Origin of the sequence: Rothia sp. HMSC078H08, from assembly GCF_001808955.1 — a bacterium.
Lineage (GTDB): Bacteria > Actinomycetota > Actinomycetes > Actinomycetales > Micrococcaceae > Rothia.
The window spans coordinates 116,629-141,609 of sequence record NZ_KV795255.1; the positions used below are offsets into that span (position 1 = coordinate 116,629).

Annotated in this window: 18 protein-coding genes and 1 pseudogene; 6 read left to right on the forward strand and 13 right to left on the reverse strand. The window is 59.3% G+C overall.

The window, feature by feature from the left end; genetic code table 11:
- Window positions 1-29: 29 nt before the first annotated feature.
- The 8 genes from HMPREF2528_RS05420 to HMPREF2528_RS05455 all read right to left on the reverse strand — a co-directional run bounded on the left by HMPREF2528_RS05420 (window position 30) and on the right by HMPREF2528_RS05455 (window position 10,996).
- Window positions 30-2,168 carry a threonine/serine exporter family protein gene (locus tag HMPREF2528_RS05420; RefSeq protein ID WP_070542991.1) on the reverse strand — a complete coding sequence of 713 codons (2,139 nt, stop codon included), beginning with the start codon at window positions 2,166-2,168 and terminating at the stop codon, window positions 30-32.
- A 416-nt stretch (window positions 2,169-2,584) separates the two neighbouring features.
- Window positions 2,585-2,863 carry an HPr family phosphocarrier protein gene (locus HMPREF2528_RS05425; RefSeq protein WP_005504506.1) on the reverse strand — a complete coding sequence of 93 codons (279 nt, stop codon included), beginning with the start codon at window positions 2,861-2,863 and terminating at the stop codon, window positions 2,585-2,587.
- Window positions 2,864-3,097: 234 nt separating this feature from the next.
- Entirely contained in the window at window positions 3,098-4,792 is a 1,695-nt protein-coding gene (gene ptsP, locus HMPREF2528_RS05430) for a phosphoenolpyruvate--protein phosphotransferase (protein ID WP_012902843.1), read from the reverse strand.
- A gap of 99 nt (window positions 4,793-4,891) precedes the next feature.
- Window positions 4,892-6,910 (reverse strand): PTS fructose transporter subunit IIABC, encoded by a 2,019-nt coding sequence (locus tag HMPREF2528_RS05435; protein WP_070507222.1) that lies wholly within the window; start codon window positions 6,908-6,910, stop codon window positions 4,892-4,894.
- Window positions 6,911-7,092: 182 nt separating this feature from the next.
- Window positions 7,093-8,043 carry a 1-phosphofructokinase family hexose kinase gene (locus HMPREF2528_RS05440; RefSeq protein ID WP_070542993.1) on the reverse strand — a complete coding sequence of 317 codons (951 nt, stop codon included), beginning with the start codon at window positions 8,041-8,043 and terminating at the stop codon, window positions 7,093-7,095.
- Complete coding sequence (locus HMPREF2528_RS05445) at window positions 8,043-8,834, reverse strand: DeoR/GlpR family DNA-binding transcription regulator (RefSeq protein WP_049357323.1); 792 nt, start codon at window positions 8,832-8,834, stop codon at window positions 8,043-8,045. The genes HMPREF2528_RS05440 and HMPREF2528_RS05445 overlap by 1 nt, the downstream gene beginning before the upstream one ends.
- Window positions 8,835-9,252: 418 nt before the next feature.
- Complete coding sequence (locus HMPREF2528_RS05450; RefSeq protein ID WP_005504497.1) at window positions 9,253-9,717, reverse strand: VanZ family protein; 465 nt, start codon at window positions 9,715-9,717, stop codon at window positions 9,253-9,255.
- On the reverse strand, window positions 9,707-10,996 hold the full coding sequence (locus HMPREF2528_RS05455) for a histidine phosphatase family protein (RefSeq protein WP_049363503.1): 1,290 nt from the start codon (window positions 10,994-10,996) through the stop codon (window positions 9,707-9,709). Before HMPREF2528_RS05455 ends, HMPREF2528_RS05450 begins: the two co-directional genes overlap by 11 nt.
- Before the next feature lie 228 nt (window positions 10,997-11,224).
- On the opposite strand from HMPREF2528_RS05455, the gene HMPREF2528_RS05460 reads away from it, so the two are divergent.
- From HMPREF2528_RS05460 to HMPREF2528_RS09150, 4 genes and pseudogenes are all read left to right on the forward strand, one after another.
- Window positions 11,225-12,220, forward strand: coding sequence for an ABC transporter ATP-binding protein (locus tag HMPREF2528_RS05460; protein ID WP_070543018.1), 996 nt, complete (start codon window positions 11,225-11,227; stop codon window positions 12,218-12,220).
- Window positions 12,220-13,638 (forward strand): FtsX-like permease family protein, encoded by a 1,419-nt coding sequence (locus tag HMPREF2528_RS05465; protein ID WP_070542997.1) that lies wholly within the window; start codon window positions 12,220-12,222, stop codon window positions 13,636-13,638. Before HMPREF2528_RS05460 ends, HMPREF2528_RS05465 begins: the two co-directional genes overlap by 1 nt.
- Window positions 13,639-13,814: 176 nt before the next feature.
- Window positions 13,815-14,579, forward strand: coding sequence for an HAD family hydrolase (locus HMPREF2528_RS05470; protein WP_070543000.1), 765 nt, complete (start codon window positions 13,815-13,817; stop codon window positions 14,577-14,579).
- A 1,420-nt stretch (window positions 14,580-15,999) separates the two neighbouring features.
- A pseudogene (locus HMPREF2528_RS09150) lies at window positions 16,000-16,152 on the forward strand (HAD family phosphatase); the annotation flags it as partial.
- A gap of 153 nt (window positions 16,153-16,305) precedes the next feature.
- Here HMPREF2528_RS09150 and HMPREF2528_RS05475 read toward each other — a convergent pair.
- From HMPREF2528_RS05475 to HMPREF2528_RS05490, 4 genes are all read right to left on the reverse strand, one after another.
- Window positions 16,306-17,001 (reverse strand): methionine ABC transporter permease, encoded by a 696-nt coding sequence (locus HMPREF2528_RS05475; protein WP_070507236.1) that lies wholly within the window; start codon window positions 16,999-17,001, stop codon window positions 16,306-16,308.
- Window positions 17,002-18,057 (reverse strand): methionine ABC transporter ATP-binding protein, encoded by a 1,056-nt coding sequence (locus tag HMPREF2528_RS05480; RefSeq protein ID WP_049353211.1) that lies wholly within the window; start codon window positions 18,055-18,057, stop codon window positions 17,002-17,004.
- A gap of 141 nt (window positions 18,058-18,198) precedes the next feature.
- Window positions 18,199-19,083 (reverse strand): MetQ/NlpA family ABC transporter substrate-binding protein, encoded by an 885-nt coding sequence (locus HMPREF2528_RS05485; protein WP_070507239.1) that lies wholly within the window; start codon window positions 19,081-19,083, stop codon window positions 18,199-18,201.
- 316 nt (window positions 19,084-19,399) lie between these two features.
- Complete coding sequence (locus HMPREF2528_RS05490) at window positions 19,400-21,166, reverse strand: long-chain-fatty-acid--CoA ligase (protein ID WP_049363516.1); 1,767 nt, start codon at window positions 21,164-21,166, stop codon at window positions 19,400-19,402.
- A 296-nt stretch (window positions 21,167-21,462) separates the two neighbouring features.
- Here HMPREF2528_RS05490 and HMPREF2528_RS05495 point away from each other — a divergent pair, with 296 nt between their 5' ends.
- Both HMPREF2528_RS05495 and HMPREF2528_RS05500 read left to right on the forward strand, forming a co-directional pair.
- Window positions 21,463-22,125, forward strand: a complete 663-nt coding sequence (locus HMPREF2528_RS05495) for a sugar O-acetyltransferase (protein ID WP_012902830.1) — start codon at window positions 21,463-21,465, stop codon at window positions 22,123-22,125.
- 45 nt (window positions 22,126-22,170) lie between these two features.
- Entirely contained in the window at window positions 22,171-23,277 is a 1,107-nt protein-coding gene (locus tag HMPREF2528_RS05500; protein WP_070507241.1) for a hypothetical protein, read from the forward strand.
- Between the two features lie 175 nt (window positions 23,278-23,452).
- On the opposite strand, the gene HMPREF2528_RS05505 is transcribed toward HMPREF2528_RS05500, so the two are convergent.
- Entirely contained in the window at window positions 23,453-24,928 is a 1,476-nt protein-coding gene (locus HMPREF2528_RS05505; protein WP_070507243.1) for a dihydrolipoamide acetyltransferase family protein, read from the reverse strand.
- Window positions 24,929-24,981: the final 53 nt, after the last annotated feature.

Below are 24,981 nucleotides of genomic sequence, written 5' to 3' on the forward strand. Positions count from 1 at the left end.
ATATTGGCTATATACCCTTGAAAATAGGGTTAGGAATCTGCCGGTTCCACATTCCGCGGAGTCGTAAAATGCTGTAGCGCGTACTGCATCGTGTAATTACCCAACGCAACACCCGAAGCCATCGCCACCACAATCGAAACCGCCGTAATCATATTCTGCATACCCAGAATCACATCCGTCTCAACCGTCAACAAATACATGCCGCGGAAGAACGACAGACCCGGCAGCAAGAACGTAATCGCAGGAATTGAGAAAATCGCCTGAGGCACATGCAGACGGTACGCAAAATACGTGCTCAACGCACCAATCACAACCGCCGCACACGCCGTCGGACCGCGACCAGTACTTGGGCCAGCCAGTAGCTCATAACTGTAATACGCCGCCAGACCGCAGCCCGTAATGACCATCAGCCACCCGACCTTCACCAGCTTCGTCTGCAAGGTAATTGCAAAAGTTGCAATCGCCACCAGGAAGAAGAAAGACGCCGCCAGCGGGGTCGTCGGCTCAAAACGCAGCTGCTCAATATCCAGGGTCGGTCCGTTGAAAATATTGATCGCACTCACCGCGGTCGCAATGCCAACCACCAGACCCAAGAAGCTCATGCCCGTAGACACGAAACGACCCGCAGCCGTCACCGGGAAGCCATTAATCGCGTCCTGCACGGCACCCACCAGACGCGGAGTCGGCAAGAACATAATCATGCCCGCAGCCACCACCAGAGGCGCCGAAATCGCCTCCCCCTGACGCTGCAACACCGAAAGAATGGATCCCTCACCGCCCAGCCAAATCGCCAAGAAGGTCATCAGACCCGCACTGGCAGCCATACGGAAGAACGCCGGAATACCAATCGAACTCAACCACTGAATCAGCAGGTACACCGGAATAAAAATAATCGCCGCACTCAACGCCGTCGCAAAGCTCGCCCCCAGCGCCGCCGTCAGGGTTCCAGCACACGCCAGGTTCGCCGCCCACACCACCAGAGGCGGGAACGGCTTGGGGCGGTGCGTAATCTGGTTCAGCTTCAAATCAGCCATTTCCAGGGTCATACCGCCGCGAGTGATCTTATAAATCAGGCCGTACACCTCAGAAAGCGCCTCATAGTTCTCAGTGGAGGAACGCACCACACGCACCAGGGTGTGGGTAAAACGCTCATCAGCGTTCGCATTGCGCTTGGCGATGCGGGACTCCATGTAAATATCGGGGTCCGAGGTGTAGTTGATGGTCACCGACTGGTTCGTGATGTCGACTTCAACCGAGTCCAAACCATACGCCGAAGACACCGCAATAATTGCCGAGTCCACATCCATGGCGTCCGCGCCGTAGTGGAACATCGCCTCAGCCAGACGCAGGGTGAAGTTCAGGGTATCGCGGGCGTACTCCTTCTCACGGCGGAATGCCTCACGACGCTCATGCTCGTCAGAGCGGATAGTCGGCACAAACTGACGCTGAGCAATACGCTGGGCGCCGCGCGGAGCGGCGGGTGCCGCCTCCTCAGTGCGCACGAAGGAGCGGAGGCGACGCGACCCCCAACGGCCGCCACTACCGCGCCCAAACAGGCCGCGAGAGCCGCCCTCAACCAGCGGTACGGAGGTGGTGGGCATCGAGACAGGCCCGGTCTTCGGCATTGCGGTAGGATCCGCGCCGAAGCGGCGGGCTGCGTGAGAGTTGGGCACCTGCGGAATCATGCCGGTCATGGGCACCGGCTGGGAGGGGCGGGTCAGCGCCTCCTCGGTTACCAAGTTGCTGGAGGTGACGGGGTTCGGGTCCTCACGGTACGCGTCCAGCTCATGATCAGGCACGAGGGAGGGGTCAATGACGGTACGCGCGCCGTGGCCGTTAGGGGTCAGTTCGGGGTCGCATGTGGGCTCAACCGGCTCCTGCGCGGTGATGCCCATATCCGCTGCGGCCTCCTGCAGTACATCGCTGACAGCTTCTGCAGCGACGGTGCTCTCCTGGCTTGTCGCGGAGGTAGCATGCTGAGCCAGCACGCGGCGCAATTTCTCGTCGGTGACCTGGTCTAGTGAAACCAGGGGAAAACCGCGTTTACCGGCGATGTAGCCCGCGGTGGTGTTCTGCTCGCTTCCTTCCATTGCGGCAGTGTTCGCTTCGTCTGCATGCGAAGCTTCCCGCGATGTGGGGGTCGCGGGGGTGTTCCTCGATTCTGCCAATGTCCCTCCCAGATAGACAGTGCCTTTTTAGTCTAACAAGGGCACGATTCTGCGGTAGCACTGAAGAGCAGAAATATCACTTTTCTGCCCGGTGATTTTGTGAGCAAAAAGCGCTCTGCGGCACTTACGGCAGAAGGCTTCATTGATATGAAGAGAAATCCAGGTCATTACTGCACAGAAGATATTTTGGGAGATATTTCTAGAGCTATTTTCGAGGAAAAATAAAGGTTATATATACATTAAGATTTGCAGAGAAATATCCCCTATCTCCCCCCACTCACGCCTCAATAAAAAATGAATTATTCATAACAAAAAATATCCCGCCACCGAAGTGACGGGATATTCACGCTTTAAGGCCGTAGCCTTCACAGCATCCGAAGCGCACCGCTCAGGGTCACTTCAGAGGCGAAAGTCAATTACTCAGCGTCGTGGTCGGTCTCGAGGATCTTAACCAGCGAGTCAAGAGCCTCTTCAGCACCTTCGCCCTCAGCGCGCAGGACAACAACGTCGCCGTGCTTTGCACCCAGGGACATCAGGGACAGAATCGATGCAGCGTCCATAGCCTCATCTGCGGGCTCACCCTTAGCAGCGATGGTCACCTCAACGGGGAGGTCGCCAGCTGCCTCAGCGAAGATAGCTGCCGGACGTGCGTGCAGGCCAACACGGCTTGCAATAGTGGCTTCGCGCTCTGCCATTATGTTTCTCCTTTGATCAAGGAACCAAAAATATATCAGTCCCTATTCTAAATGAACGGGGCGCTTCAGGACCCGCCCTTACTCTATAAATTGTACCGTTCAGCCGTACGCTAACAAGTACAAAAATGCCGGATGCAGAAATAAAACTCCGCACCCGGCATTTTTATGGACCCGGGCACCGCCTAACACACCCCACCAAGGGGCGGCAGGCAGAACCCGGAATCGTTTTAAGGCTTAGAGGCCCAGCTCATCCAGAATCGGCAGAGCCTTGCGTGCGCTCTCCTTCGCCTCAGCAGAAGAAATCTGCTGCAGAGCGATAGCCGCAATCTGCTGTGCCTTCTCCTTGGTCACAGACTTCAGAACCGCAGCCACAGCGGGGATAGCGCCAGCGTTCATGGACAGGGTGTCAACACCCAGACCAATCAGAACAACAGCCAGAGCCGGGTCAGCCGCAGCCTCACCACAGACGCTCACGTACTTCTTCTTACCCGCGGTGACCGATGCACGCTGAGCACCCTCAACAGTCATCTTGATCATCTTCAGCACTGCAGGCTGCCAGGGGTTGTTCAGGTGCGCCAGGTCACCCAGCAGACGGTCAGCTGCCATGGTGTACTGGGTCAGGTCGTTGGTGCCGATGGACACGAAGTCGACCTCGCCCAGGATAGCCTCAGCGTTCATCACAGCTGCGGGGGTTTCAACCATCACACCGTGAACGGGCAGGCCGATCTCCTTGAGCATGTTCGCGAAGTTGCGTGCCTCGGAGGTGGTCGAAATCATCGGAGCCATAACCCAGATGTCCGCGTCGGAGTTCTCCGAAGCAGCCTTAATAGCCTCCAGCTGGCGGGTCAGAACGCCCGGAACGGTCCAGTCAGTACGGAAACCGCGAACACCCAGTGCGGGGTTCTCCTCGGGGTTCACGTTCAGGAACGGCAGGGGCTTGTCAGCGCCAGCGTCCAGGGTACGAACCACAATGTGCTTGCCGGGGAATGCGTCAAACACGGACTTGTAGGTCTTAGCCTGAGTCTCGATAGAAGGCTCAGAGTCGTGGCCCAGGAAGCCGAACTCGGTGCGCAACAGGCCAACACCCTCAGCCTTCAGGCTTGCAGCCTTCTCAGCGGACTTGCCGTCACCAACGTTTGCGTACAGCTCAACGCGGGTGCCGTCAGCCAGCACACCCTGACCGTCAAAGTCAGCGACAGGCTTACGGTTTGCGTACTTGATTGCTGCCTCACGGTCAGCGTCGGTGGGCTCGGTGTCAACGATGCCTTCGTTGGAGTCCACGTAGACGACGGTGCCGTCAGCAATCTCGGTCACGCCCTTAGCCGCCACAATAGCGGGCAGACCCAGACCGCGAGCCAGAATAGCGGTGTGTGCCTGGGGGCCACCGTCAGAGGTAATCAGAGCGATAACCTTCTCGGGGTCCAAGGTCGCGGTGTCAGCCGGTGCCAGGTCAATAGCGGCCAGGATGAACGGCTCATCAGAAACGGGGATGCCGGGAGCCTGCTGGTCGGTCAGCTCAGCAACAATGCGGGCACGCACGTCGTGGATGTCGGTGACGCGCTCAGCCATGTAGCCACCCAGGGCAGCCATCTGGTCTGCGAAGGAGGTTGCAGCCTCCCAGATAGCGCGCTCGGGAGCCATCTCCTGAGTCTCAACCAGCTTAATAGCGCTCTTGATGAGTGCACGGTCGGTAGCCATCTGAGAGGTAGACTTCAGAACAGCCTTGCCGTCACGGCTAGCGTGCTCTGCACGAGCGAGCAGGTCTTCCTTCACGCGGACCGAAGCGTCCTTGATGCGCTGCGCTGCAGCCTCAGCGGTCTCACCGCTCAGACGCAGACCGTCCTTGGGTTCCTCGATGGGCTTAGGCATCTGAAGAACGGGGCCAATAACGCGGCCGGCGTATACGCCGACGCCCTTGTAGGTAGTCATAAATTCATGTCCTATCTGTGGTTTGTCTACAGTGTAACGTGTTTTTTCACGCTCACGCCTGCAAACAGACGATCAAATGAAGGTGAGGTTATACGGCCTTTATGCGGATGCCTTGGAGCGGGCACCCATGGACTTCAGCACAACGTACACCAGAGCCGATAGCACGGTACCGGCCAGCACGGCCACGAAGAACATCAGCGGGTTCTGCGCCAGACCAATAATCCAGATACCGCCGTGCGGAGCCGGGGAAGCCACGTGCGCACCCATGGAGATTGCACCGGCAATAGCGCCACCAACAATGGTCGAAGGAATCACGCGAGCCGGGTCAGCCGAAGCGAAGGGAATAGCACCCTCAGAGATGAAGGATGCACCCAGCAGCCACGCAGCCTTACCGTTCTCACGCTCGTTCTCGTTGAACAGCTTGGGACGCAGGGTGGTTGCCAGAGCCATAGCCAGCGGCGGAACCATACCGGAAATAATGACGGCAGCCATGATTTCCTGGTTCACGGTCGCACCCGAGGACAGGCCAGCAGTTGCGAAGAGGTAAGCAGCCTTGTTGATGGGGCCACCCAGGTCAGAAGCCATCATGGCGCCCAGGATCAGACCCAGCAGCAGAGCGGAACCGCCAGACATGGAGGTCAGCCAATCCTGCAGGGTGGTCATCACCCACGCCAGGGGCGCACCGAGCAGCAGGTACATTGCCAGGCCGGCGACCAGAGAAGTCACCAGCGGGGTGATGACCACGGGCATCATCGAGCCAAGCCAGCGGGGCAGCTTCAGGGTACCCAGAGCGTACGCAATCAGACCGGCGAGAATACCGCCAACAATACCGCCAAGGAAGCCCGCGTTTACCGCAAGAGCCACCGAACCGGCGATGAAGCCCGGAGCAATACCGGGACGCTGAGCCAAACCGTACGCAATGTACGCGGCAAGAGCCGGAACCATCAGGCTCAGACCGAAACCACCGATGGTCTGCAGAACAGCACCCAGGTACAGGGTCCAGTGCACGTCACCGAGATTGAACAGGGTTGCCGAGTCGAGAATCGCCTTGGTGTTCACATCGCCAAGGTTCGGCACCGTAATTGCCTCGAAAACGAAGCCCAGGGCGACCAGAATACCGCCGGCGGCAACGAACGGAATCATGTAGGAGATACCGGTCATCACAGCCTTGTAGATGCGCGAGCCCCAAGCGCCTTCGGTAGCGCCTGCGCTGTCCTCACCGCTGGATGCGGCAGCGGCAACGCGTGCACCGTTGGGGTTCTCGGCCTCAGCCAGAGCCTCCGCAATCATTTCCTTAGGCTCGTCAATACCGCGCTTGACGGGAGACTCAATAAAGGGCTTACCTGCGAAGCGGTTACGCTCACGCACGTTCACGGACACCGCGAAAATCACGGCGTCTGCGGCGTCAATATCAGCCTGAGTCAGCTTCTCGTTACCCGAGGAGCCCTGGGTTTCAACCTTCAGGTCGTAGCCGAGCTCTTCAGCAGCGTACTTGAGGGCGTCCGCAGCCATATAGGTGTGAGCGATGCCGGTGGGGCATGCGGTCACAGCAACAATCTTCTTCACCGGAGCCGAAGCGGCGGGGGCTTCCTTCTCAGCAGCAGCCGGGGTAGTAGCCGGAGCAGCAGCGGCAGCCTCGGCGGGCTTAGCCTCTGCCTTCTTCTCACCCACGCCGAGCGCACCGTTGACCAGCTCAACGATCTCTTCAGCCGAGGAGGCTTCGCGCAGGGACGCGGTGAAGCTCTTCTTCATCAGGGAGCGTGCCAGGGTGGAGAGCAGCTTCAGGTGAGCCTGGTCAGCGCCATCGGGTGCAGCGATGAAGAAAATCAGGTCGGCGGGGCCGTCCTTTGCACCGAAGGAAACTGCAGGGTTGGGGCGTGCCATTGCCAGGGTCGGCTCGGTGACGGCGGCACTGCGGCAGTGCGGAATCGCAATACCGCCGGGGATACCGGTGTCGGTCTTGGATTCGCGTGCCTCGGCAGCCGCGTAGAGCTGCTCGAAGTCGGTAGCGCGTCCGGCATTTACGACTGCCTGGGCGAGCTTGGCAATTACGTCGAATCGGGTCTCGCCGAGGTTCTCGTCCAGCAGGACGAGATCTGCGGTGATCAGATCAGACATATTCCCTCCTCGGGTATGTGTTGGGGCGGGGATTCGCTTAGCGGTGCCGGGCTTCTCCCCTATATGGGTTCAAAGTGTGTGCAGTGTGTGTTGTGTTCGTATATGCGTGTGGGTGTTGAGGTAACACCCCTGCATACATTCCCTTCTGAGAATAAAAGCTGGAGGTGCGAAAACAGTCCGAATTAGAGCTGCAGCTGACGAACAGTGACCTTCTCAGGAGTGGTCTGCTCCAGCGAAGGCATACGGGTACCGGGCAGAGCAGCAGCAGCCGAACCGTGAGCTACCGCCTGAACTAGGCAACCGGGGGCATCCTCACCACGAGTGTGAGCAATCAAGAAACCGGACAGCGAGGAGTCACCGGCACCCACAGTGCTACGAACCTGAATCGGCTCGTGCACAGCGTGCCAGATACCCTGCTCAGTGACCAGCACGGCACCGCCGCCACCGAGGGTGGCAAGCACATATTCAATGCCGTCGCCGAGCAGCTTCTGGGCGGTACGGGCGGTCAGCTCGGGGCTGGCCTCCAGCTCCTCCCAGTTGTCGCTACCGGTCAGCTGAGCCAGCTCCTCCGAGTTGGGCTTAATCAGGGTGGGCTTATGCTCACCGGCGACGGTCGCAATCAGCGGCGCCTCAGAGGTATCGATAGCGATTTTGCCGTCGTAGCCGGAGGCGCGCAGTGCCGCCACCAGCTCGGAGTAGTAGGTCGGCTCCAGACCCGGAGGCAGGGAACCAGCCAGAACCACCCAGTCGGCACCCTTGGAACGCTCAACCACCAGCTCGTCCAGCTTCTGACGCAGTTCAGCGTCAAAAACGGTGCCGGGGGCATTCAGCTTGGTGGTGGTGCCGTCCGGGTCAACCACGGTGATGTTCGAGCGAATCGGCTCACCGGTGGGCAGGTTAGCGAACTCGACATCCACAGCCTGCAGTGCGGTCAGCACCGGGTCGCTGGCTTCACCGGGCACAATGGCGAGGGTCGGCACACCGGAAACCTGCAGGGCGCGCGAAATATTCACGCCCTTGCCACCGGGATCCTGTACGGCGCCGACAGCACGCTGCACGGCACCGTGGGCCAGGGGCGCGCCGAGTTCAATGGTGCGGTCCAGGCTGGGGTTGGCGGTCAGAGTAATAATCATTAGGCAATCACAATCTCAACATTTGCGGCCTCGAGTGCCTGGCGGAGGGCACCTTCGGGCTCGCGATCAGTAATGAGGGTGTCAATATCCTCGAATCCGGCGAAGCGGACCAGGGATTCCTGACCGAACTTCGCGGAGTCACAAAGCAAGACCACGCGGCGGGCTGCCTTGCAAATTGCGGTCTTGACAATAGCTTCGTTCATGCCGGGGGTGGAGATGCCGAAGTGGGCTTCAATGCCGTTGGCACCGATGAAAGCAATATCGGGGCGCATGGTACCGAAGTGCTCTGCGGCGCGTGCACCAACAGCAGCCCAGGTCATCTTGCGCAGCTGGCCGCCAACCAGTTCAAGGGTGACACCCTCGGCTTCGGCGAGCTTGACTGCAATGTGCAGTGCGTGGGTGATGATGATGCGGTCGTTGCCGGTCTTGAGGCTGAAGTTCTCGGCGCCGATGTGGTCGGCGAGAATCTCGATGGTGGAGCCTGCGTCCAGGACGATGGAGCCTGCCTCGGAGTCGCGCAGCATCTGGTATGCCTTGGTGGCGATACGGCGCTTCTCGGGGGTGTTCATGCCCTGTCGGGAGGAGATGGAGGACTCCAGGGAGGTGGACTGCTCAATGGTGACAGCACCACCGTGAACACGGCGGAGCTTACCTGCCTCTTCCAGTGCGGCGAGGTCACGACGCACGGTCTCCATGGTCACATCGTAACGACGTGCAAGGTCAGCGCCGTTGACACGACGTGCGGAGGCAACAAGCTTTGCAATTTCGGCACGGCGTTCTTCTGCGAACATAACTCTGGTGTTCCTTTGGGCTAGTGGGAGAAAATCTGTGCGTTCTTTTCTGCGTTCTGCTCGGCTTTTATGGCCATGAGAGACATGGCTTCAATGAGCCAGCAAAACACTTGAGGGTAATACTTGATTTTATGTGGGTTTTTGTGGGCAAGTCAATATAAAACGCTGTATTTGCCGGAATATTACCCGAATGTTCCCTACCGAAACCACACCTATTTGCGAGCTGTTGCCTGTTTATGTCTGTTTGACCTAATGAACTGTTGGGTTTTCCCGCTCCCTCACCATTCCCACAGTGTCCAACACCTACACGGCGCCCTCACAGGGCAAAAAGTGGAGGCGCCGGCTCCGAAAATCCTCGAAACCAGCGCCTCCACCAGCAGAACATATGCAATTAATGCGCGCTTATTTGGGTGCTCGTTTACTTGCCCTTGCGTTCGCGACGCACGCGACGCCAACGATGCACACCCAAAGCACCCGCCGCGCCCAGCAGGGCACCCGAACCGTTCATCAGCACATCCACTGGGTCGCCGGTGCGATCAGGCATGAAACTCTGAATCGTCTCAATACAGGCGCTGACCAGAAATCCCGAGTACAGCACGTGCGGGCGAGCCTTCGGTTTGAGCAGCAGGGCGAAAAGAAAACCGCCCGGAATGAACATAATGACGTTCGAAAGCTGCTCGATACTCGAATAGGTGATGAAAGCAGGCAACCAGCCCTCAGCATGGCCAGTATCCAGCAGCTGCGCCAGGCGGCCTCCCATCTCGTTATCGTCCACGTGTACGGGGGCGAACACGATACTCGCCACCACCGCGCAGTACAGCGCCGTGACCGGCCAGAGAATCAGCCGCCACACGCGAGCGCCAGACCAACCTTTACCAAACAAGGCGACCCACCTCGTCGAACTGCTTGGTCGAGTCCCACGCGAACAGGCCCGGCACGTCAATCGTGAGCGGTTCGGCGTTCGGCACGGTCACGGTCCATTCTTCACCGGCCGCTGCGGAGAGGGCGCGGCGGATAAAGCTACCGTGGCTGACGGCAATAATCTTCTGGTCGCCCGGCTCTTCGGAGAGTTCACGCACGATATTGCGCAGGGTACGCACCGCGCGGATGTACACGTCGCGTTCGGATTCCACGTTCGGGTAGTAGCGTTCGGGGGCGCGGCGTTCGGGGGCGGGAATGTCCAGGCCCTCACCGGCACCGTAGGCGCGTTCCACCAGCTCGGGGTAAGTCTTGTGCACCTGCAGATCGAAGTGCTCACCGACCAGTTGCGCGGTCTCGTGGGCGCGGGAGAGCGGCGAGGACACTAGCATGGTGAATTCCAGGCCCATGTCGGCGAGCTTCTTGCCGGTGGTGCGTGCCTGCTCGCGGCCGGTGTCGTTGAGCGGAATGTCGGTGATGCCCTGCATCAGGTTCGCCTTGTTCCAGTCGGTCTGGCCGTGACGAATCAGGGTGAGGGTCGTATTCTCGGCGCCCTCCGGTACTTCCTCGGGGCCCAGCTCGGGTTCCAGATGCTGCACGACCAGGCGGTCGATGGCATCGTCCAGGTACTGCAGGGGCACCTCGGTCAGGGAGGCGTTGGCCGGGATCGGGTAGATACCGTCCTCGTTGAGCAGTTCGGGGTGGCGCTCAGCGACCAGGGCGGTCACGACCATGGCAATCAGCATGCCGTGCGCGGCGACCACAACGGTCTGGCCCTCATATTCGCGGCGGACGCGGTTCAGCGCCGCGAGGGAGCGGGCGAGGAAGTCCTTCTTCGGTTCCACGTTGAAAGCGTTGTTGGACTGGCGGGAGGCGAGAATCAGCTCGGGGGTAGCGATCTGGCCCTCCAGGTCGCCAAAGGAACGTTCCTGGAAGCCGTCAACGGCACCGCGGTAGGGTACGCCCAGGCCTTCGGCTACGATTTCGGCGCTTTCTACGGCACGGGAAAGGGGCGAGGAGACGATAGCGTCCACGGCGGTGCCCTCAGCTGCTGCCTGCTGCAGGGCACCGATAGCGGTGCGGACCTGCTCTCTGCCGGTGTCGTTGAGGGGGATGTCGGTGCCGCCTTGGAAGCGGTGGTCAATGTTCCAGTCGGTCTGGCCGTGGCGTAGGAAGATGATGCGGGTTCCTGCCTCGGGGTCGGGTACCGGAGTGATGATGGGGGTGTTCTGTGCGTCGGTCATCCTTCTAGTATGGCATTGCCCCCGCGCAGTTCAAGGGGGCAAGAGGCGTATTCTCTCATGAAGCGCACTCATACCGCGGTATGAGCTGCGGGGTGGTTGAGCGCCCGGTCGGGCGAATTTTTTCAGGGTTTTCCCATATTTTTCAGCCCCCAGACGGAGGGGTGAGCCGCCAAGAAGCTGAGATGATAGAAGTGTACTTCCGTTAGTTCATACCCAATGAAGGTTGTCATGACGCAGAATCCTCAATCCCAGAACCATCCTCAAACCCAGAACCCGCAGTTCCAGGCTCAGAACCCGTACTCAATGACCCCTCCGCAGGCGGCGCAGCCTGCCGGTCAGTATTCCGCTCAGCAAGGTCATCCCCAGCAGGGTCAGCCCGGCCAGCCCGGCCAGCAGGGCTACTACCAGAGTCAGCCGCAGGGCTACCCGGCTCAGGCACCTCAGCAGATGCAGCAGGCGCCCTTCGCGCGCGGCGCGATTATTTCTGCCCGTAACCTGCACAAGTCGTACGGCAATAACCCGGTTCTGCGTAACGTGAGCCTCGATATTTACCCCGGCGAGTCTGTAGCGATTATGGGTCCTTCCGGTTCCGGTAAGACCACCCTGTTGCACGCGCTCTCGGGCATTATCAAGCTCGATGCCGGTTCTGTGCTGTTCAATGGCCCGGCCGGTCAGGTGGCGGTGGAGTCCCTCAGTGAGCGTGAGCGCACCTCCCTGCGCGCTAACTCGTTTGGTTTCGTGTTCCAGCAGGGTCTGCTGGTTCCCGAGCTGACCGCGGAGGAGAACGTCTCCCTCGCCGCGATGATTGCCGGTGTTCCCCGCCAGCAGGCGCGTTCCATTTCGGCTGATCTGCTGAACCGTCTGGGTTTGGGGCAGATGCTGGATCGCCGTATGGGTGAGATGTCCGGTGGTCAGGCTCAGCGTGTGGCGATTGCCCGCTCCCAGGTGAACGGTGCCCCCGTGACTTTCGCGGATGAGCCGACCGGCGCACTGGATTCGAAGACCGCCCGTGAGGTGATGGCGCTGTTGCTGACCATGATTCCGCAGCAGGGTAAGGCTCTGTTGGTGGTTACTCACGACCCGAACGTGGCGGCGGCGTGCTCCCGCGTGGTGTACCTGCAGGACGGTCAGATTGTGAGCGATCAGCGCAATAACCAGGGCGGTGTTCCCGCTTCCCAGAACCACGCTCAGAGCTTCGGCGCTCAGTCTCAGGCAGGTGCATAATGCAAATCTATGCTCTACTCGCCAAGCGAACCCTATGGAGTTCGCAGGCGATTCTTCCCGTGCTGGCTTTTGCCGCCTCCTCGGCGCTGTTTTTGACGGTTGCCGGTGGTGTTCAGGCGCTGAGTACTTGGCTTGAGCACGCCAACGTTGACCACGAAATGATCAACCTGATGGGCATTCAGAAGCTCTACATGGGTTTGGCGTGGGTTGCCGCTCTGGTGCTGATTGTTCCGCTCTTTACCCTGGGCGCTTCGGCTGCTCGTTTGAGTGCCCGCCGCCGTGATGAGCGTCTGGCGTCCCTGCGCCTGATTGGTGCCTCCACGACCCTGATTGTGGGTCTGTCTGTTGCGGACGCGCTGGTGTACTCTCTTGTGGGTTTCATCATTGGTCTGTTGCTTTACCTGGTGCTGATTTTCCCCTTTGGCGCCCTGCACTTCATGAACGTTCCGCTGGGTGCTGAGAATATGCTCCTGCCGGTGAGCGTGATTTTCTACTGCTTCCTGGGCTGTATGGTTCTGGCGGCTCTTAGCTCCCTGTTCGGTTTGGCGAAGGTTAGCATCAGCCCGCTGGGTGTGCGTACCCGCGCGAAGGCTGGTTCCGCCGGTTACATTTCCCTGGGTATCGGTGTTGTTCTGGTCATTGCCGTGATGATTCTGGCATCGACCTCGAAGGGTTTTAGCATGTTCTCGCCCTTCCAGGACGGCGGTGCTGATAGCGCGATCAAGAACCTCGCCGTCTACATTTCTCTGCCGGGTCTGGGCATGATGTTTGCTATCGACCTGCTTGGCACCTTCCTCGTGTGGGCATACGCAAAGATTCGTGTGCGCATGACCCAGAAGGCGTCGGTTCTGCTGGGTTATCGTGCGGTGCTAGAGTCCCCGCGCGGGGCGTGGCGTCAGGTTTCGGGTGTGGCACTGTCGACCTTCTTGGTGACCTTCTTCGGCCCCATCCTGATTCTGGCGGGTGAGATGAACAAAACGGCGAAGGAGGTAGGCCCCGCCGCCGGCCCCTTCATGACCATCATGTCGGACATGTTCCAGGGCATGCTGCTCATGCTGTTCTTCTCGTACCTGCTGGTCACCCTCTCCGCAGTGTTGAACCAGAGCGCCGCCATTTACGAGCGTGGTTCGCTGTATTCTTCGCTGAATATGATGGGTACCCCCACGAGGATGTTGCAGGCTTCGCGCCTTACCGTGGTTTTCGGTCCGCTGGTGCTCATTAGCGTGGTTTCTGCGCTACTGGGTCTGCCGCTGACGGCGTTGATTGCGGCGCAGGGGCTTTCCGGTGAGATTCTGACGAAGATGTTCGGTATGACCTTCGGCGCTATTGCGCTGGGTTTGGCGCTGGTCTATGTGGGCCTGTTGGCGACCATTCCGTTTATGCGTCAGGTGACTCATAAGCCGGTGTCCGCTCTCTAAGCTGTTTTAGCTTCTGCCCTCCCGTTGCATCCGTTCTGGATGCGGCGGGAGGGTTTCTTCATGTCCAACGTTTGTGTTGCGTGCTTTTGTACCCTCACCCGGTTTGCACCCTGCATGTTTTCTCACGCACCGGGCCACCGCTTCCATAGCCTAAAGCCCTGTGAGAGACTGACATTATGTTTGAACACACAGTACCCTCCGATTGGTTCCCCCGCTGCGCAATCTTCGACTGCGACGGCATCCTCCTCGACTCCGAGACCGTCTGGAACGATGTGCAGCGTGAGCTTTTCGCCCGCTGGTCTGTTCCCTTCACTGAGGAGGTCGAGCACCGCCTCACCGGCCTGGCGGCAGCCGACGTCGCGCAGGAGCTTGCACTGCTCTCCTACGAGGCGCAGAACGGCCAGAAGCCGGACACCGCCTCCGCAGAGTACGCCGAGCACCATGAACGCGTGATGAAGGACCTGCTCATCACCGAGCACGAGGTCATCAGCTCCGGCGTGGACCTGATTGAGGGTGCGCAGAAGTTCCTTGGCTTCCTGAGCGAGCACATGCCGGTTGCGGTGGCGTCGAACTCCACCGCGAACATTCTGACCCTGAAGATGGAAAGCTACGGCTACGCCCCGCTGGTGCGCACCTGGGTCAGCAGCAACGACGTTCCGGCCGGTAAGCCCGCCCCGGACATGTACCTGGAGGCGGCACGTCGCCTCGGCTTTGAAGGCCACGAGGCGCTGGCGTTCGAGGACTCCCCCGCGGGCGCGCAGGCGGCACGTGACGCCGGTACGAAGGTCATGATTTACGTTCCGGAAGGCACCGACCCGGCAAAGGCACCGACCGGTTTTGGGCGCTTCGATTCGTTCAATGACCCGCAGCTCTGGGAGGCGGCACGCACCTGGATCGCCAAGCTTGAGGCAGCTCAGCAGTCTGAAGCAACGCAGGGCTAAGCACGTACCGCAGACGCCTCACCGCGCCACCGCCTCACCTGATAGGCAGCATCAAGAAAGACCCCCGGCCCGCTCCTCAAGGAGCAGACCGGGGGTCTTCTATGCTTATCAGCTGCCTCTCTAGCACCCGCTCTTGTAGCCCTTTGACCTCATCAGCACTTTCGCGGAGCGCTACTTTTCCAAAGTCTCACTAAACGGTACCAATACAAAACATCACGAGAACCTGAACATTGGCAGGTTCTCGTGATGCTAGGTGTTTTAGAACTCCAAGGATGCTTATTTCGGCTGTTGCTTATAGAAAACAAAAGCGTACTGGATACTCATAAGTAGAACTACAACCTGAGCCAAAGGGTCAAGCCAATACACTTGTAAAATTACCACAGCCAACATAAAAAATACGGATTTTATGAAGGATGCCGCAGGTTGTACGTAGTTCTTATTTGCACGATATGCAGAGTACCCAAAAACTCCACAAAGAATTAAAATACTGCCAACATTATAAACCATTGAATCATGCGAAGATGTAAAATAAAAGCAAGAATAACCTGCGAACCATAATTCAGGTATCGGTATGTATCTAGTGTCGACCACTTTAATCACCTATCGCTACAGTTACAGAAATACAACTTGCAATTGACTTACTAACATTTTTCATTGGCTGTCCCTCTCTAGCTGTTGATAATATCTCTAGTTTGATGTGAAACAGAACACTTTTATGATATCAATCAGCAAAATGGGAGTCAAAATTATTTTAGTAATGATTCAATAACAATTTGCGCCACTGCACACTATAGTATTTAGCTGCTAAAGCTCCCAGCCCGTTCTCTCTCCTCAGCAAACTTACATCCTAAGTCGTCTTATTGCGCTTCGGATGCTCCTCTGCCTTACACATTTCTAGGTTCTTATCGCAGATACAGCGGTAAACAGTCTTCACTTCCCCTGCTGCTTTCACCCACCTCTCTTCTTCTTTCCTACGTGCGTATGCTTTTCTTCTCTTACGAGCAGGAGATAACTCTGGTCTTGTCCTCACAACTCTCTCACTTCAGTTCTACGGTCTAGGAACTTTTATTTTACGTCCGCTTAAGCGGACTTCGCTAACGCTCAGGCTCTTTTTCTCTCTGGCTTCTCTCCTTCTGTTCCAAGACTCAACCTCACAGCTCAGGCTGAGAGAGGTGAGGGGAGAGAGAAGCGAATGCCCTTGTACTTTCCAAACAAAATACACAAAGGTATTTGAATGAAAAGCACAAGGGGCATCACAACAAACAACACAGGCCAGTCGGTCGGCTCGGTCGGTCGATTGGCGAAGCATAAGAAGCACAAACGGCTCGCTCTTCGCATAGATGGCGGAAGGCTCTAATCTTCCGCGCGGAGGGCATTCGCCCTGTGATCTGGCGGTGTTGTTGATGTGTAGGTCATAGACATGCCGGTTGCGGTGGCGTCGAACTCCACCGCGAACATTCTGACCCTGAAGATGGAAAGCTACGGCTACGCCCCGCTGGTGCGCACCTGGGTCAGCAGCAACGACGTTCCCACCGGTAAGCCCGCCCCGGATATGTACCTGGAGGCGGCGCAGGGCTAAGCTGCACCCGCCGCCCTCGTAGCAGCATCAAGAAAGACCCGGTACGAGGAAAGACCCCCGGCCCGCTCCTCAAGGAGCAGACCGGGGGTCTTCTATGCTGTATCAGCCGTACCTACAGTACCTACAAGGCCTACAAGGGGCACGAGCTTATCGGCGCATAACCTTCTTCGCCAGGAAGTTACCGATGAACTGAACCAGCTGAACCAGGACGATAATAATCGCCACAACAGCCCAGGTGATCTCATCGTTGAAGCGCTGGTAGCCGTCCACGATCGCGATCTTACCCAGACCGCCAGCACCCACGTAACCGGCCATAGCGGACATATCCACCACGCCAATGACGAGGAAGGTGTAACCGAGGATCAGCGGGCCAAGCGCCTCCGGAATCATCACGGTGAACAGGATGGTCAGCTTTGAAGCGCCCATCGCACGCGCCGCCTCAATCACGCCCGGGTCAATGGAGACCATGTTCTGCTCCACGATACGGGCAATAGCGAACGCAGCACCGAAGCTCATCGCGAAGACCGCAGCGTTCACGCCCAGGCGGGTACCCACCACAGCACTAGTCAGCGGGCCCAAAGCCGCAATCAAAATAATGAACGGAATCGGGCGAATCACGTTCACCAGAATGTTCAGGATCGTGTACACGAAGCGGTTCTGGAAGATGTTACCTTCACGGGTGGTGTACAGCAGCGCACCAACAATCAGGCCGACCAGACCTGCACACAGCATCGTAACAGACACCATGTAGAAGGTGTCGCCGATAGCCGGGAGCAGCTTCTCGGGCAGGAACTCGGACCAGTCCGTCTTAGACGCAGCCAGCGGAAGAGTAGTAGCAAACATTTAGCGCACCTCCTGCACGCGGGCAACGGTCTTCAGTTCGGCAACGGCGGCATCAATGCTGGTGATTTCGCCGAGAAGTTCCAGGGTGAGGGTACCGTACGCCTTACCCTGCAGGGTCTCAATACCGCCGCCCACAATGTTGAAGCGGACGTTACGGGCACCCAGGTAGGACAGCACCTTACCGAGCTCCTGGTTACCCTCCACGATTTCAACGTTGATGAGGTAACCCTTGTGGTTAGCGCGCAGCTCAGCCGCCTCCTTGCCGGTGGGGGCAAGCTTGACGGTGGTTGCCACGAACAGCTTCGCCACGTCGGTCTGCGGGTTGGAGAAGACGTCGTAGACGTTGCCCTGCTCGACCACGCGGCCGGACTCCATGACCGCCACACGGTCAGCGATGCTGGAGACCACGTCCATCTCGTGGGTAATGACCACGACGGTCACACCCAGTTCGCGGTTCACACGCTTGAGCAGAGCGAGCACTTCATGAGTGGTTTCCGGGTCCAGCGCGCTGGTGGACTCATCCGCCAGCAGCAGGGCGGGGCTGGTCGCGAGCGCACGGGCAATACCCACACGCTGCTTCTGACCGCCCGAAAGCTGGTTCGGGTAGTGGCCTGCACGGTCGGCAAGACCCACAAACTCGAGCATTTCCAGGGCGCGGGCGCGGCGGTCCTTCTTAGACCAGCCGGCAATCTTCAGGGGGAACTCGACGTTACCGAGCACGGTGCGGGAGTTCATCAGGTTGAACTGCTGGAAGATCATACCGATGTTGGTGCGTGCTTCGCGCAGTTCGGAGTCGCGCTTGCCGGAAATTTCGAAGCCGCCGACGGTCAGGGTGCCGCTGGTGGTGGTTTCCAGGCCGTTAATGAGGCGGACCAGGGTGGACTTACCGGCGCCGGAGTAGCCGATAATTGCAAAGATTTCACCGCGGTTAATGGTGAGGGAGACGTTGTCGACAGCAACTACTGCCTTGGGGCCGTTGCCGAAGACCTTGGAGACTCCGTCCAGAACCACCATGGGCGAGGTGCTGTCGCCGAAGCTCTGTGCCAGTTCACTCATAAATATGTATCCGTAAATGTCGTGGTTGGGGCGCTAAAGGGCCTTAACGCCGTTACGCAAAGGACGGTAAGCCTTCACCCGCATCGGGTTCTTAGACTTACCGCCTTTGCGTATGCCTAGAAGAGGCGTGTATTCAGAAGATTACTTCTTGGCGCGCAGCTTGGCTTCTTCGTTAGCCAGGGACTGACGCAGCTCGTCGGTGCTCACGTTGACCTCAACAGCGGTGCCGCGGGTCTCTTCCTGAACGACGTCCATGACGGCCTTCGAGTGGAAGAGTTCGACGATCTTCTTGTAGGTCTCGTCGTCAGCCTTGTCCTTCTGAGCAACGAAGAGGTTCACATACTTGATGGCCGAGGGGTCGGTCTTGGGGTCGTCCTGAGCCAGTGCGTCTGCGGGCTTCAGGCCTGCATCCTTGAGGAAGTCGTTGTTGACGACTGCGCCGTCAGCGGACTCCATGCCAACCACGGTCTGGGTTGCGTCGACGGGGGTGACCTTCACCTTGGAGTTAGCGGTGTCCACGTCGTCGATGGTGGGTGCGTCAACGTCAGCGTTCTTGAAGGTGACCAGACCGTTGGTCTTCAGCAGCTTCAGTGCGCGTGCCTCGTTCACGGTGTCGTTCGGGATAACGATCTCGCCGCCCTGGGGGATGTCAGCCAACTTGGAGTGCTTCTTGGAGAACAGAGCCATCGGGTAGATGACGGTCGGACCGACAATCTGCAGGTCCTTGTTAGCGCTCACGTTGTAGTTAGACAGGTACGCGATGTGCTGGAAGCGGTTCATGTCGATGTCACCGGCGTCCAGTGCGGGGTTCGGCTCGGTGTAAGCGCTGAACTCCTTGTACTCAATGTCGATACCCTGCTTCTTAGCTTCTTCCTTCAGGGTCTTGTTGAACTTCTCAGAGCCAACCACACCGATGGTGACCTTCTTGGATGCGGAAGAGGAGGAAGAGGAGGAGTTGGTGGAACCGCAGGCTGCCAGGCCAAAGACCATGGGGACAACTGCGAGTGCAGCAGCAAACTTCTTCACGGCTATGAATCTTTCTGTTGAATGATGATGCGTTCCACCGGGTGCTGACGTTGGTATTAGCACGTCCGATGGGAATGATGATGGGACAATTACAGCACGGGCGGGGGCGGGTGTGGAAGTTAAGAGCTATTCATGAGACACAGAACGTCAAGGTCGTCATATTTTGTCATATTTCGTCATGCGGTGATTATTTCCAGGTTATAAAGCGTCATTACCGGTGTATTCAGGCGCACACAAAACGCCGGCAAGGGCACAAAAACCCAAGCCAGCGTCCATCTAACCCACTCATTACGAGCAGGCGGCGAATCAACCAGTACTACTGATCGAACTCGCCCGAAGCAATCAGCTGCTCACGCACCTTACGGCGTAGAACCTTACCCAGCATCGAACGGGGCAGGTCATCCACCACCACGATGCGGCGCGGAACCTTATAGCGGGTCACCTTCGAATAGCAGTGCTCGCGCAGAGTGTGCTCCTGCACCACTCGGCCCGGGGCGGCAACCACAGCGGCAACGACCATCTCGCCACCGGCGGGCAGCGGAATACCGACGACCGCCGCATCCGCGACCATGTCGTGCTGCTTGAGCGCGACCTCAACCTCCGTCGGGGAGACGTTGAAACCGCCGGTAATAATGACTTCCTTAATACGGTCGACAATCTGAATGAAGTAGTCCTCATCCAGGCGCACAATATCGCCGGTACGCAACCAGCCCTCGGGGGTGATGGTCTTAGCCGTCTCGTCCTCACGCTTCCAGTAGCCGGCAAAACGCTGAGGGCCTTTCACCCACAGCTCGCCCTCTTCACCATCAGGCACATCCTCGCCAGTTTCCGGGTCCACCACACGAATATCGGTGGAGGGGAACGGAACACCAATAAAACCGGCGCGGCGAGTGTCATTGAGCGGGTTGCAGGACACCAGCGGCGCGCACTCGGTCAGGCCGTAGCCTTCCACCATGAAACCGCCGGATGCTTCCTCCCACTCGGCAACCAGCTCAGGCGGCAGGTTCATCGCACCAGAGACCGCGTAACGGATACCCTCCAGGGACACGCCGCGCTTCTTCGCCTCATCCATGAGGCGGCGGTACACCGGCGGAACCGCAGGAAGAATGGTCGGGCGGGTCTTCTTCATTGCCTTCAAAATCAGGTCCATGTCCACGGTCGGGAACAGCACCAGGCGGGCACGGCACAGGGACGCAATCGTCACGCCCAGGGTCATACCGTACGCGTGGAACAGCGGCAGAACCGAGTAAATCACCTCGTCATCGCCCGGGTTAATCCATGCCTCACCCATGCGGCCGTTAGACTCCAGGTTGCGGTGCGTGAGCATCACACCCTTCGGCAGGCCGGTCGTACCCGAGGTGTACTGCAGCAGCGCAATATCGTGCGCGGTCGGGCGGCGATGCGACGGGTCAATACGCTCACTCTTCACCAAATGAGCCCACGACACCGTACCCGGCGCGGAGCCGGTCAGCTTCTCACGCGAAGCACGCGCACTCTTCACCGGCAGCTTCAGCGCGGTACGCATCAGCGCGGGCATCGCCGAAATCATGTTCACTGAATAAATATGGTTCGGGCGGATATCCGCCGGAAGACCCGTAATATGCGAGGCGATCTTATCCCACACAATCGCGACCTTCGCGCCGTGATCCTCAAACATGTGGCGCAACTCCGCGCCCGTATACAGCGGGTTATGCTCCACCACAATCGCACCCAGACGCAGAATCGCGTAAAACGCCGCAATATGCTGAGGACAGTTCGGCAAAATCAGCGCCACACGGTCACCCGGTTGCACGCCCGCCACACGCAGACCCTCCGCCGCACGCTCAATCTGATCCCCCAACTCAGCGTAGGTCGTGGTCGCGCCAAAAAACTCCAGCGCCACCTTGTGGGGTACGGTGCGGACCGCCTCATCAATGAGGTGACTCAACGACGTCTCCGGGAGCTCAATATCGCGTGCAGTCCACGTAGCATAGTTCTTCAACCAGGGACGATGCGCCAACGGATGCGCGCCAGCCGACGCGCCAGCGGGGGATGCAGGAGCCGCCGCATCCTGCAGGTTCGTGTTCTTCTGAGCCTCAGTCATGCAATGATTGTGCCTTCCCGCCCCCGCAGGCTTCAACTCTGCAGCGCTTCTTCCCACGCTGAAAATCACACGGTACGCCCGCCCCAGATACCGCAATAAACACCGAAACACTAAGGTAAACCCAAGCAACTCTGGGATACTTAAAGCATGAGTAAACGACAGCAAGAGATCACTGACGAACAGTTCAAGAAGCTCCTCCGCGAAATTTCCAAACGATTCGCTATCGCCGGAGGAGTCGTCATTCTCTTCGGAATGGCCATCATCGCGCTAGTCTACCTTCTGGGAGGAGCCCACTAATGCACACCCCGCAGCGCCCCACTGGTGAAAACTTCAACCGCATGACCAACGGTTCCGTCTACATGGCCGACGCCGAATGCGCCGCACAGTTCAAGCGCATTTACGCCGCCACCATCCTCGCCGAAGAACACTACGCACGCGGCGAGCAGGCGCAGGCAATGCACGTCTACCGTGAACACCTCGGCCACCTGGGCGAACACGCCCACATCCGCCCCGGCGCACGCTTCGACTACGGCGTGAACACCTACATCGGTAACGGCTCCTTCTTCAACTTCGGCACCGTCTTCCTGGACGTCTGCCCGATCCGCATCGGCTCCACCGTACTGGTTGGCAGCAACGTACAGTTCATGACCCCCACCCACCCGCTCCACCCCGGCGACCGCGCCGACTACTGGGAAGCAGGCGCACCCATCACCGTTGAAGACAACGTATGGATCGGTAGCGGAGCTATCATCCTGGGCGGCGTGACCATCGGCAAGAACTCCGTCATCGGCGCAGGCACCGTCGTCACCAAGGACGTCCCCGCTAACTCCCTCGTGGTGGGCAACCCCGGCCGCGTCATTCGTACCCTGGGCGAGAACGAGCGCCCCGCGCACCCGCACACCTTCTCCGCAGAAGCTATGGAAGAAGCACGCGCCTTCTACGCTGACCGCGCGCTCTAAGGCAACCCGCACACCACGACCCCAGGATTAGATCCAAAGGACTTAATGAACGCACAGAACAACACCCCGCAGCAGCGTCCGGCTGCCGCGGCGTCCTCCCCCACCGAAAGTGACCTGTGGGAGGCGGCATTCTCCTCCGACGACCCCACCGTGGTCCTGACCGATGAGGAGCTGAACGCGGCACGCCGCGCCCACGAAAAGGCGCGCGAGTCGAGCTCTTCGGCGCAGTCCTCCGCACAGTCCTCGCAGGATGCGACCCGCCCCCTCACCCAGGCGGCTACCGCAACCCAGCCGATCCTCTCCCCCAGCGCCACTTCTCAAGGCGCAGAATCCGGCGCTCACTTCGGCGAACCCGGAGATGACAACCTCAGCTGGCTCGACAAGCCTGCAGCCCCCAGCGCGGACAACGTACGCGGCGGTGGCGCCCCCACTACCGCACCTGCCACCGCTGCAAGCTACGAGGTGCCCGCACCCGGCAACGCCCATGCGGCACCCAGTGCCCCGCAGGCTAATCCGGCGGATGATGACCACTTCGTCATCCCCGCCCCCGCAGGTGATGCCGCTGGCTCGGAACCCATCCTCACCGCCGCAACCGCACTGTCCATGCAGAAGAGCCGCTACTCCCGCATGCACCTGTTGCCCGGTCTGCTCGGCTGGCTGATTACCATCTCCCTCATGGACGGTGGCCTGTGGGCTATCCAGTCGTGGCTGACCCTGACCGGTCAGAGCGAGTCCATCGACTACGCCACGGTGGTCTCCCGTCTGTTCAGCGGCGCATCGAACGCTGTGCCGGTCGCGGTGGCGTTGGGTGTGCTCATCTTCTTCGCCTACCTGGTGGGCGGTTACGCGGCGGGACGCATGGCACGATTCGCCGGTGCGAAGCAGGGCATTGCCGTATGGCTCTGGCAGATTATGGTGCTCATCATCGGGTCCCTGGCGACCTTCCTCGCGCCTCAGCTGTTCCAGAACGGTGTCGCGTCCCTGTCCCTGCAGAAGCTGATGGGGGGCGACTTCGCGAACGGCCTGCTGGCGGTTCTGCTGGTTCTGGCGTTGAGCTTCCTCGGCGCTATCCTCGGCGGTCTGTGCGGACGCCTGTACCACCGCCGAGTGGACAAGTACCCGAGTGACCAGGTGGCACGCGAGGACGCCTAGGCTTCTGGACACCTAGTCTTCTAAGCACCCGCGCCTCGTTGCGATAGGAATGAACCGTACAGAAAACCTCCGGTACCTTAAGTAAGGTACCGGAGGTTTTCTGCATCTAAATATCTGTATCCTCAACAGCCTCAGCTACCCAGCAATACGACGCTGACTAGCTAAAACATGCCGCCTAGTGGTCCAGCAGCAAGGCAGGCTCCTCAAGAATCGCAGCCACATCAGCCATAAAACGAGCCGACAGGTCGCCATCCACCACACGGTGGTCGAACGAGCCACCCAGGGTCGTCACCCAGCGAGGAATAACCTCACCATCAACAACCCACGGCTTCTGCTTGATCGTACCGAAGGCAACAATCGCCACCTCACCGGGATTAATAATCGGGGTACCCGTATCAATGCCCAGCGAACCAATATTCGTAATGGTCAGGGTACCGTTCGCCATCTCAGCGGGCTGAGTCTTACCCTCACGGGCGCGAGTAGTCAGGTTGTTCAGCGCAACCGCCAGCTCACGCAGGGACAGCTCCTGAGCGTCCTTAATGTTCGGGACCATCAGGCCGCGCGGGGTTGCCGCAGCAATACCCAGGTTCACGAAGTGCTTAATCTGGATTTCGCTATCGGTCCAGGTCGCATTGACCTGCGGGTTACGCTCAGCAGCCCAAATGACCGCGGCAGCAAGCACCAGCAGCGGGGTGACCTTCACGCCCTCAAAGTGGCGAGACTTCTTCAAACGCTTCACAAACTCCATGGTGCGGGAGGCATCAACGTCCACGAAGATGGACACGTGCGGGGCGCTAAACGCTGAAGCAACCATCGCCTTCGCGGTAGCCTTACGCACGCCACGCACCGGGATGCGCTCGATGCGGTCACCGGGGGTGGTTGCGGGCTGCCAGAAGGGCTGGCCGGCGCCGCTATGCTGCACATCGTTCAGGTGTGCCACATAGTTCATGAGGTCCTGCTTGGTCACCTGGCCGCGCGCACCGGTAGCGGTCACGTTCGCCAGATCAACACCCAGCTCCTTTGCGGCAAGACGCACCGGAGGCGGTGCGAGGGTCGGGCGGTGCGGAACCTGCTCGGGAGCCAGAGTCGGCGCGGGAGCTGCTGCGGGCTCGGGTGCCAGGCGCTGCACCATCGAGTTCAGCGGGGTGTTCTCCACAAAACGGGAGGCGCGCTCAGCCAGCTCGCTCAGCAGACCCTGGTTGCGATTCACCGGGTCGGAGGGGGTGTGCGCCACGGGTGCCTGAACAGCCGGTGCGACCGGTGCCGCAGCAGCCTGTGCGGGCTGGGCTGCGGAGGCGGGGCGCTTGCGGGCGCGACGCTTTACCGCATCTGCCTTGGGGCCGGAGCCAACCAGTGCGGTGCCGGACTCAGCCTCTGCCGCGGCGGGGGTTACCGGGGTTGCGGGTGCCTTGTCGCCGCCGGAGATGCTGATAATCGGGGTACCCACCTCAACGGTTTCACCTTCGGCAACGAGCAGCGCCTCGACGGTGCCGGCGAAGGGCGAGGGAAGTTCCACAACGCTCTTCGCGGTTTCAATTTCGACGAGGACGTCGTTGATGGCGACCTCGGTGCCGACTGCCACCTTCCAGCTGAGGATTTCTGCTTCGGTCAGGCCTTCGCCCACGTCAGGGAGCGGGAAAATCTGGGACATTTTTACCTCTCACTAGGGCATATACCCTATACGGAATATTCTGTGCGGGCTTT

Bases quoted from the DNA above. Each gene is read 5' to 3' on its own strand.
- HMPREF2528_RS05425 (WP_005504506.1), bottom strand. From the start codon at position 2,863: ATGGCAGAGCGCGAAGCCACTATTGCAAGCCGTGTTGGCCTGCACGCA.
- ptsP (WP_012902843.1), bottom strand. From the start codon at position 4,792: ATGACTACCTACAAGGGCGTCGGCGTATACGCCGGCCGCGTTATTGGC.
- HMPREF2528_RS05435 (WP_070507222.1), bottom strand. From the start codon at position 6,910: ATGTCTGATCTGATCACCGCAGATCTCGTCCTGCTGGACGAGAACCTC.
- HMPREF2528_RS05440 (WP_070542993.1), bottom strand. From the start codon at position 8,043: ATGATTATTACTCTGACCGCCAACCCCAGCCTGGACCGCACCATTGAA.
- HMPREF2528_RS05445 (WP_049357323.1), bottom strand. From the start codon at position 8,834: ATGTTCGCAGAAGAACGCCGTGCCGAAATTGCAAAGCTTGTTGCCTCC.
- HMPREF2528_RS05455 (WP_049363503.1), bottom strand. From the start codon at position 10,996: ATGACCGACGCACAGAACACCCCCATCATCACTCCGGTACCCGACCCC.
- HMPREF2528_RS05460 (WP_070543018.1), top strand. From the start codon at position 11,225: ATGACGCAGAATCCTCAATCCCAGAACCATCCTCAAACCCAGAACCCG.
- HMPREF2528_RS05465 (WP_070542997.1), top strand. From the start codon at position 12,220: ATGCAAATCTATGCTCTACTCGCCAAGCGAACCCTATGGAGTTCGCAG.
- HMPREF2528_RS05470 (WP_070543000.1), top strand. From the start codon at position 13,815: ATGTTTGAACACACAGTACCCTCCGATTGGTTCCCCCGCTGCGCAATC.
- HMPREF2528_RS05475 (WP_070507236.1), bottom strand. From the start codon at position 17,001: ATGTTTGCTACTACTCTTCCGCTGGCTGCGTCTAAGACGGACTGGTCC.
- HMPREF2528_RS05480 (WP_049353211.1), bottom strand. From the start codon at position 18,057: ATGAGTGAACTGGCACAGAGCTTCGGCGACAGCACCTCGCCCATGGTG.
- HMPREF2528_RS05490 (WP_049363516.1), bottom strand. From the start codon at position 21,166: ATGACTGAGGCTCAGAAGAACACGAACCTGCAGGATGCGGCGGCTCCT.
- HMPREF2528_RS05495 (WP_012902830.1), top strand. From the start codon at position 21,463: ATGCACACCCCGCAGCGCCCCACTGGTGAAAACTTCAACCGCATGACC.
- HMPREF2528_RS05500 (WP_070507241.1), top strand. From the start codon at position 22,171: ATGAACGCACAGAACAACACCCCGCAGCAGCGTCCGGCTGCCGCGGCG.
- HMPREF2528_RS05505 (WP_070507243.1), bottom strand. From the start codon at position 24,928: ATGTCCCAGATTTTCCCGCTCCCTGACGTGGGCGAAGGCCTGACCGAA.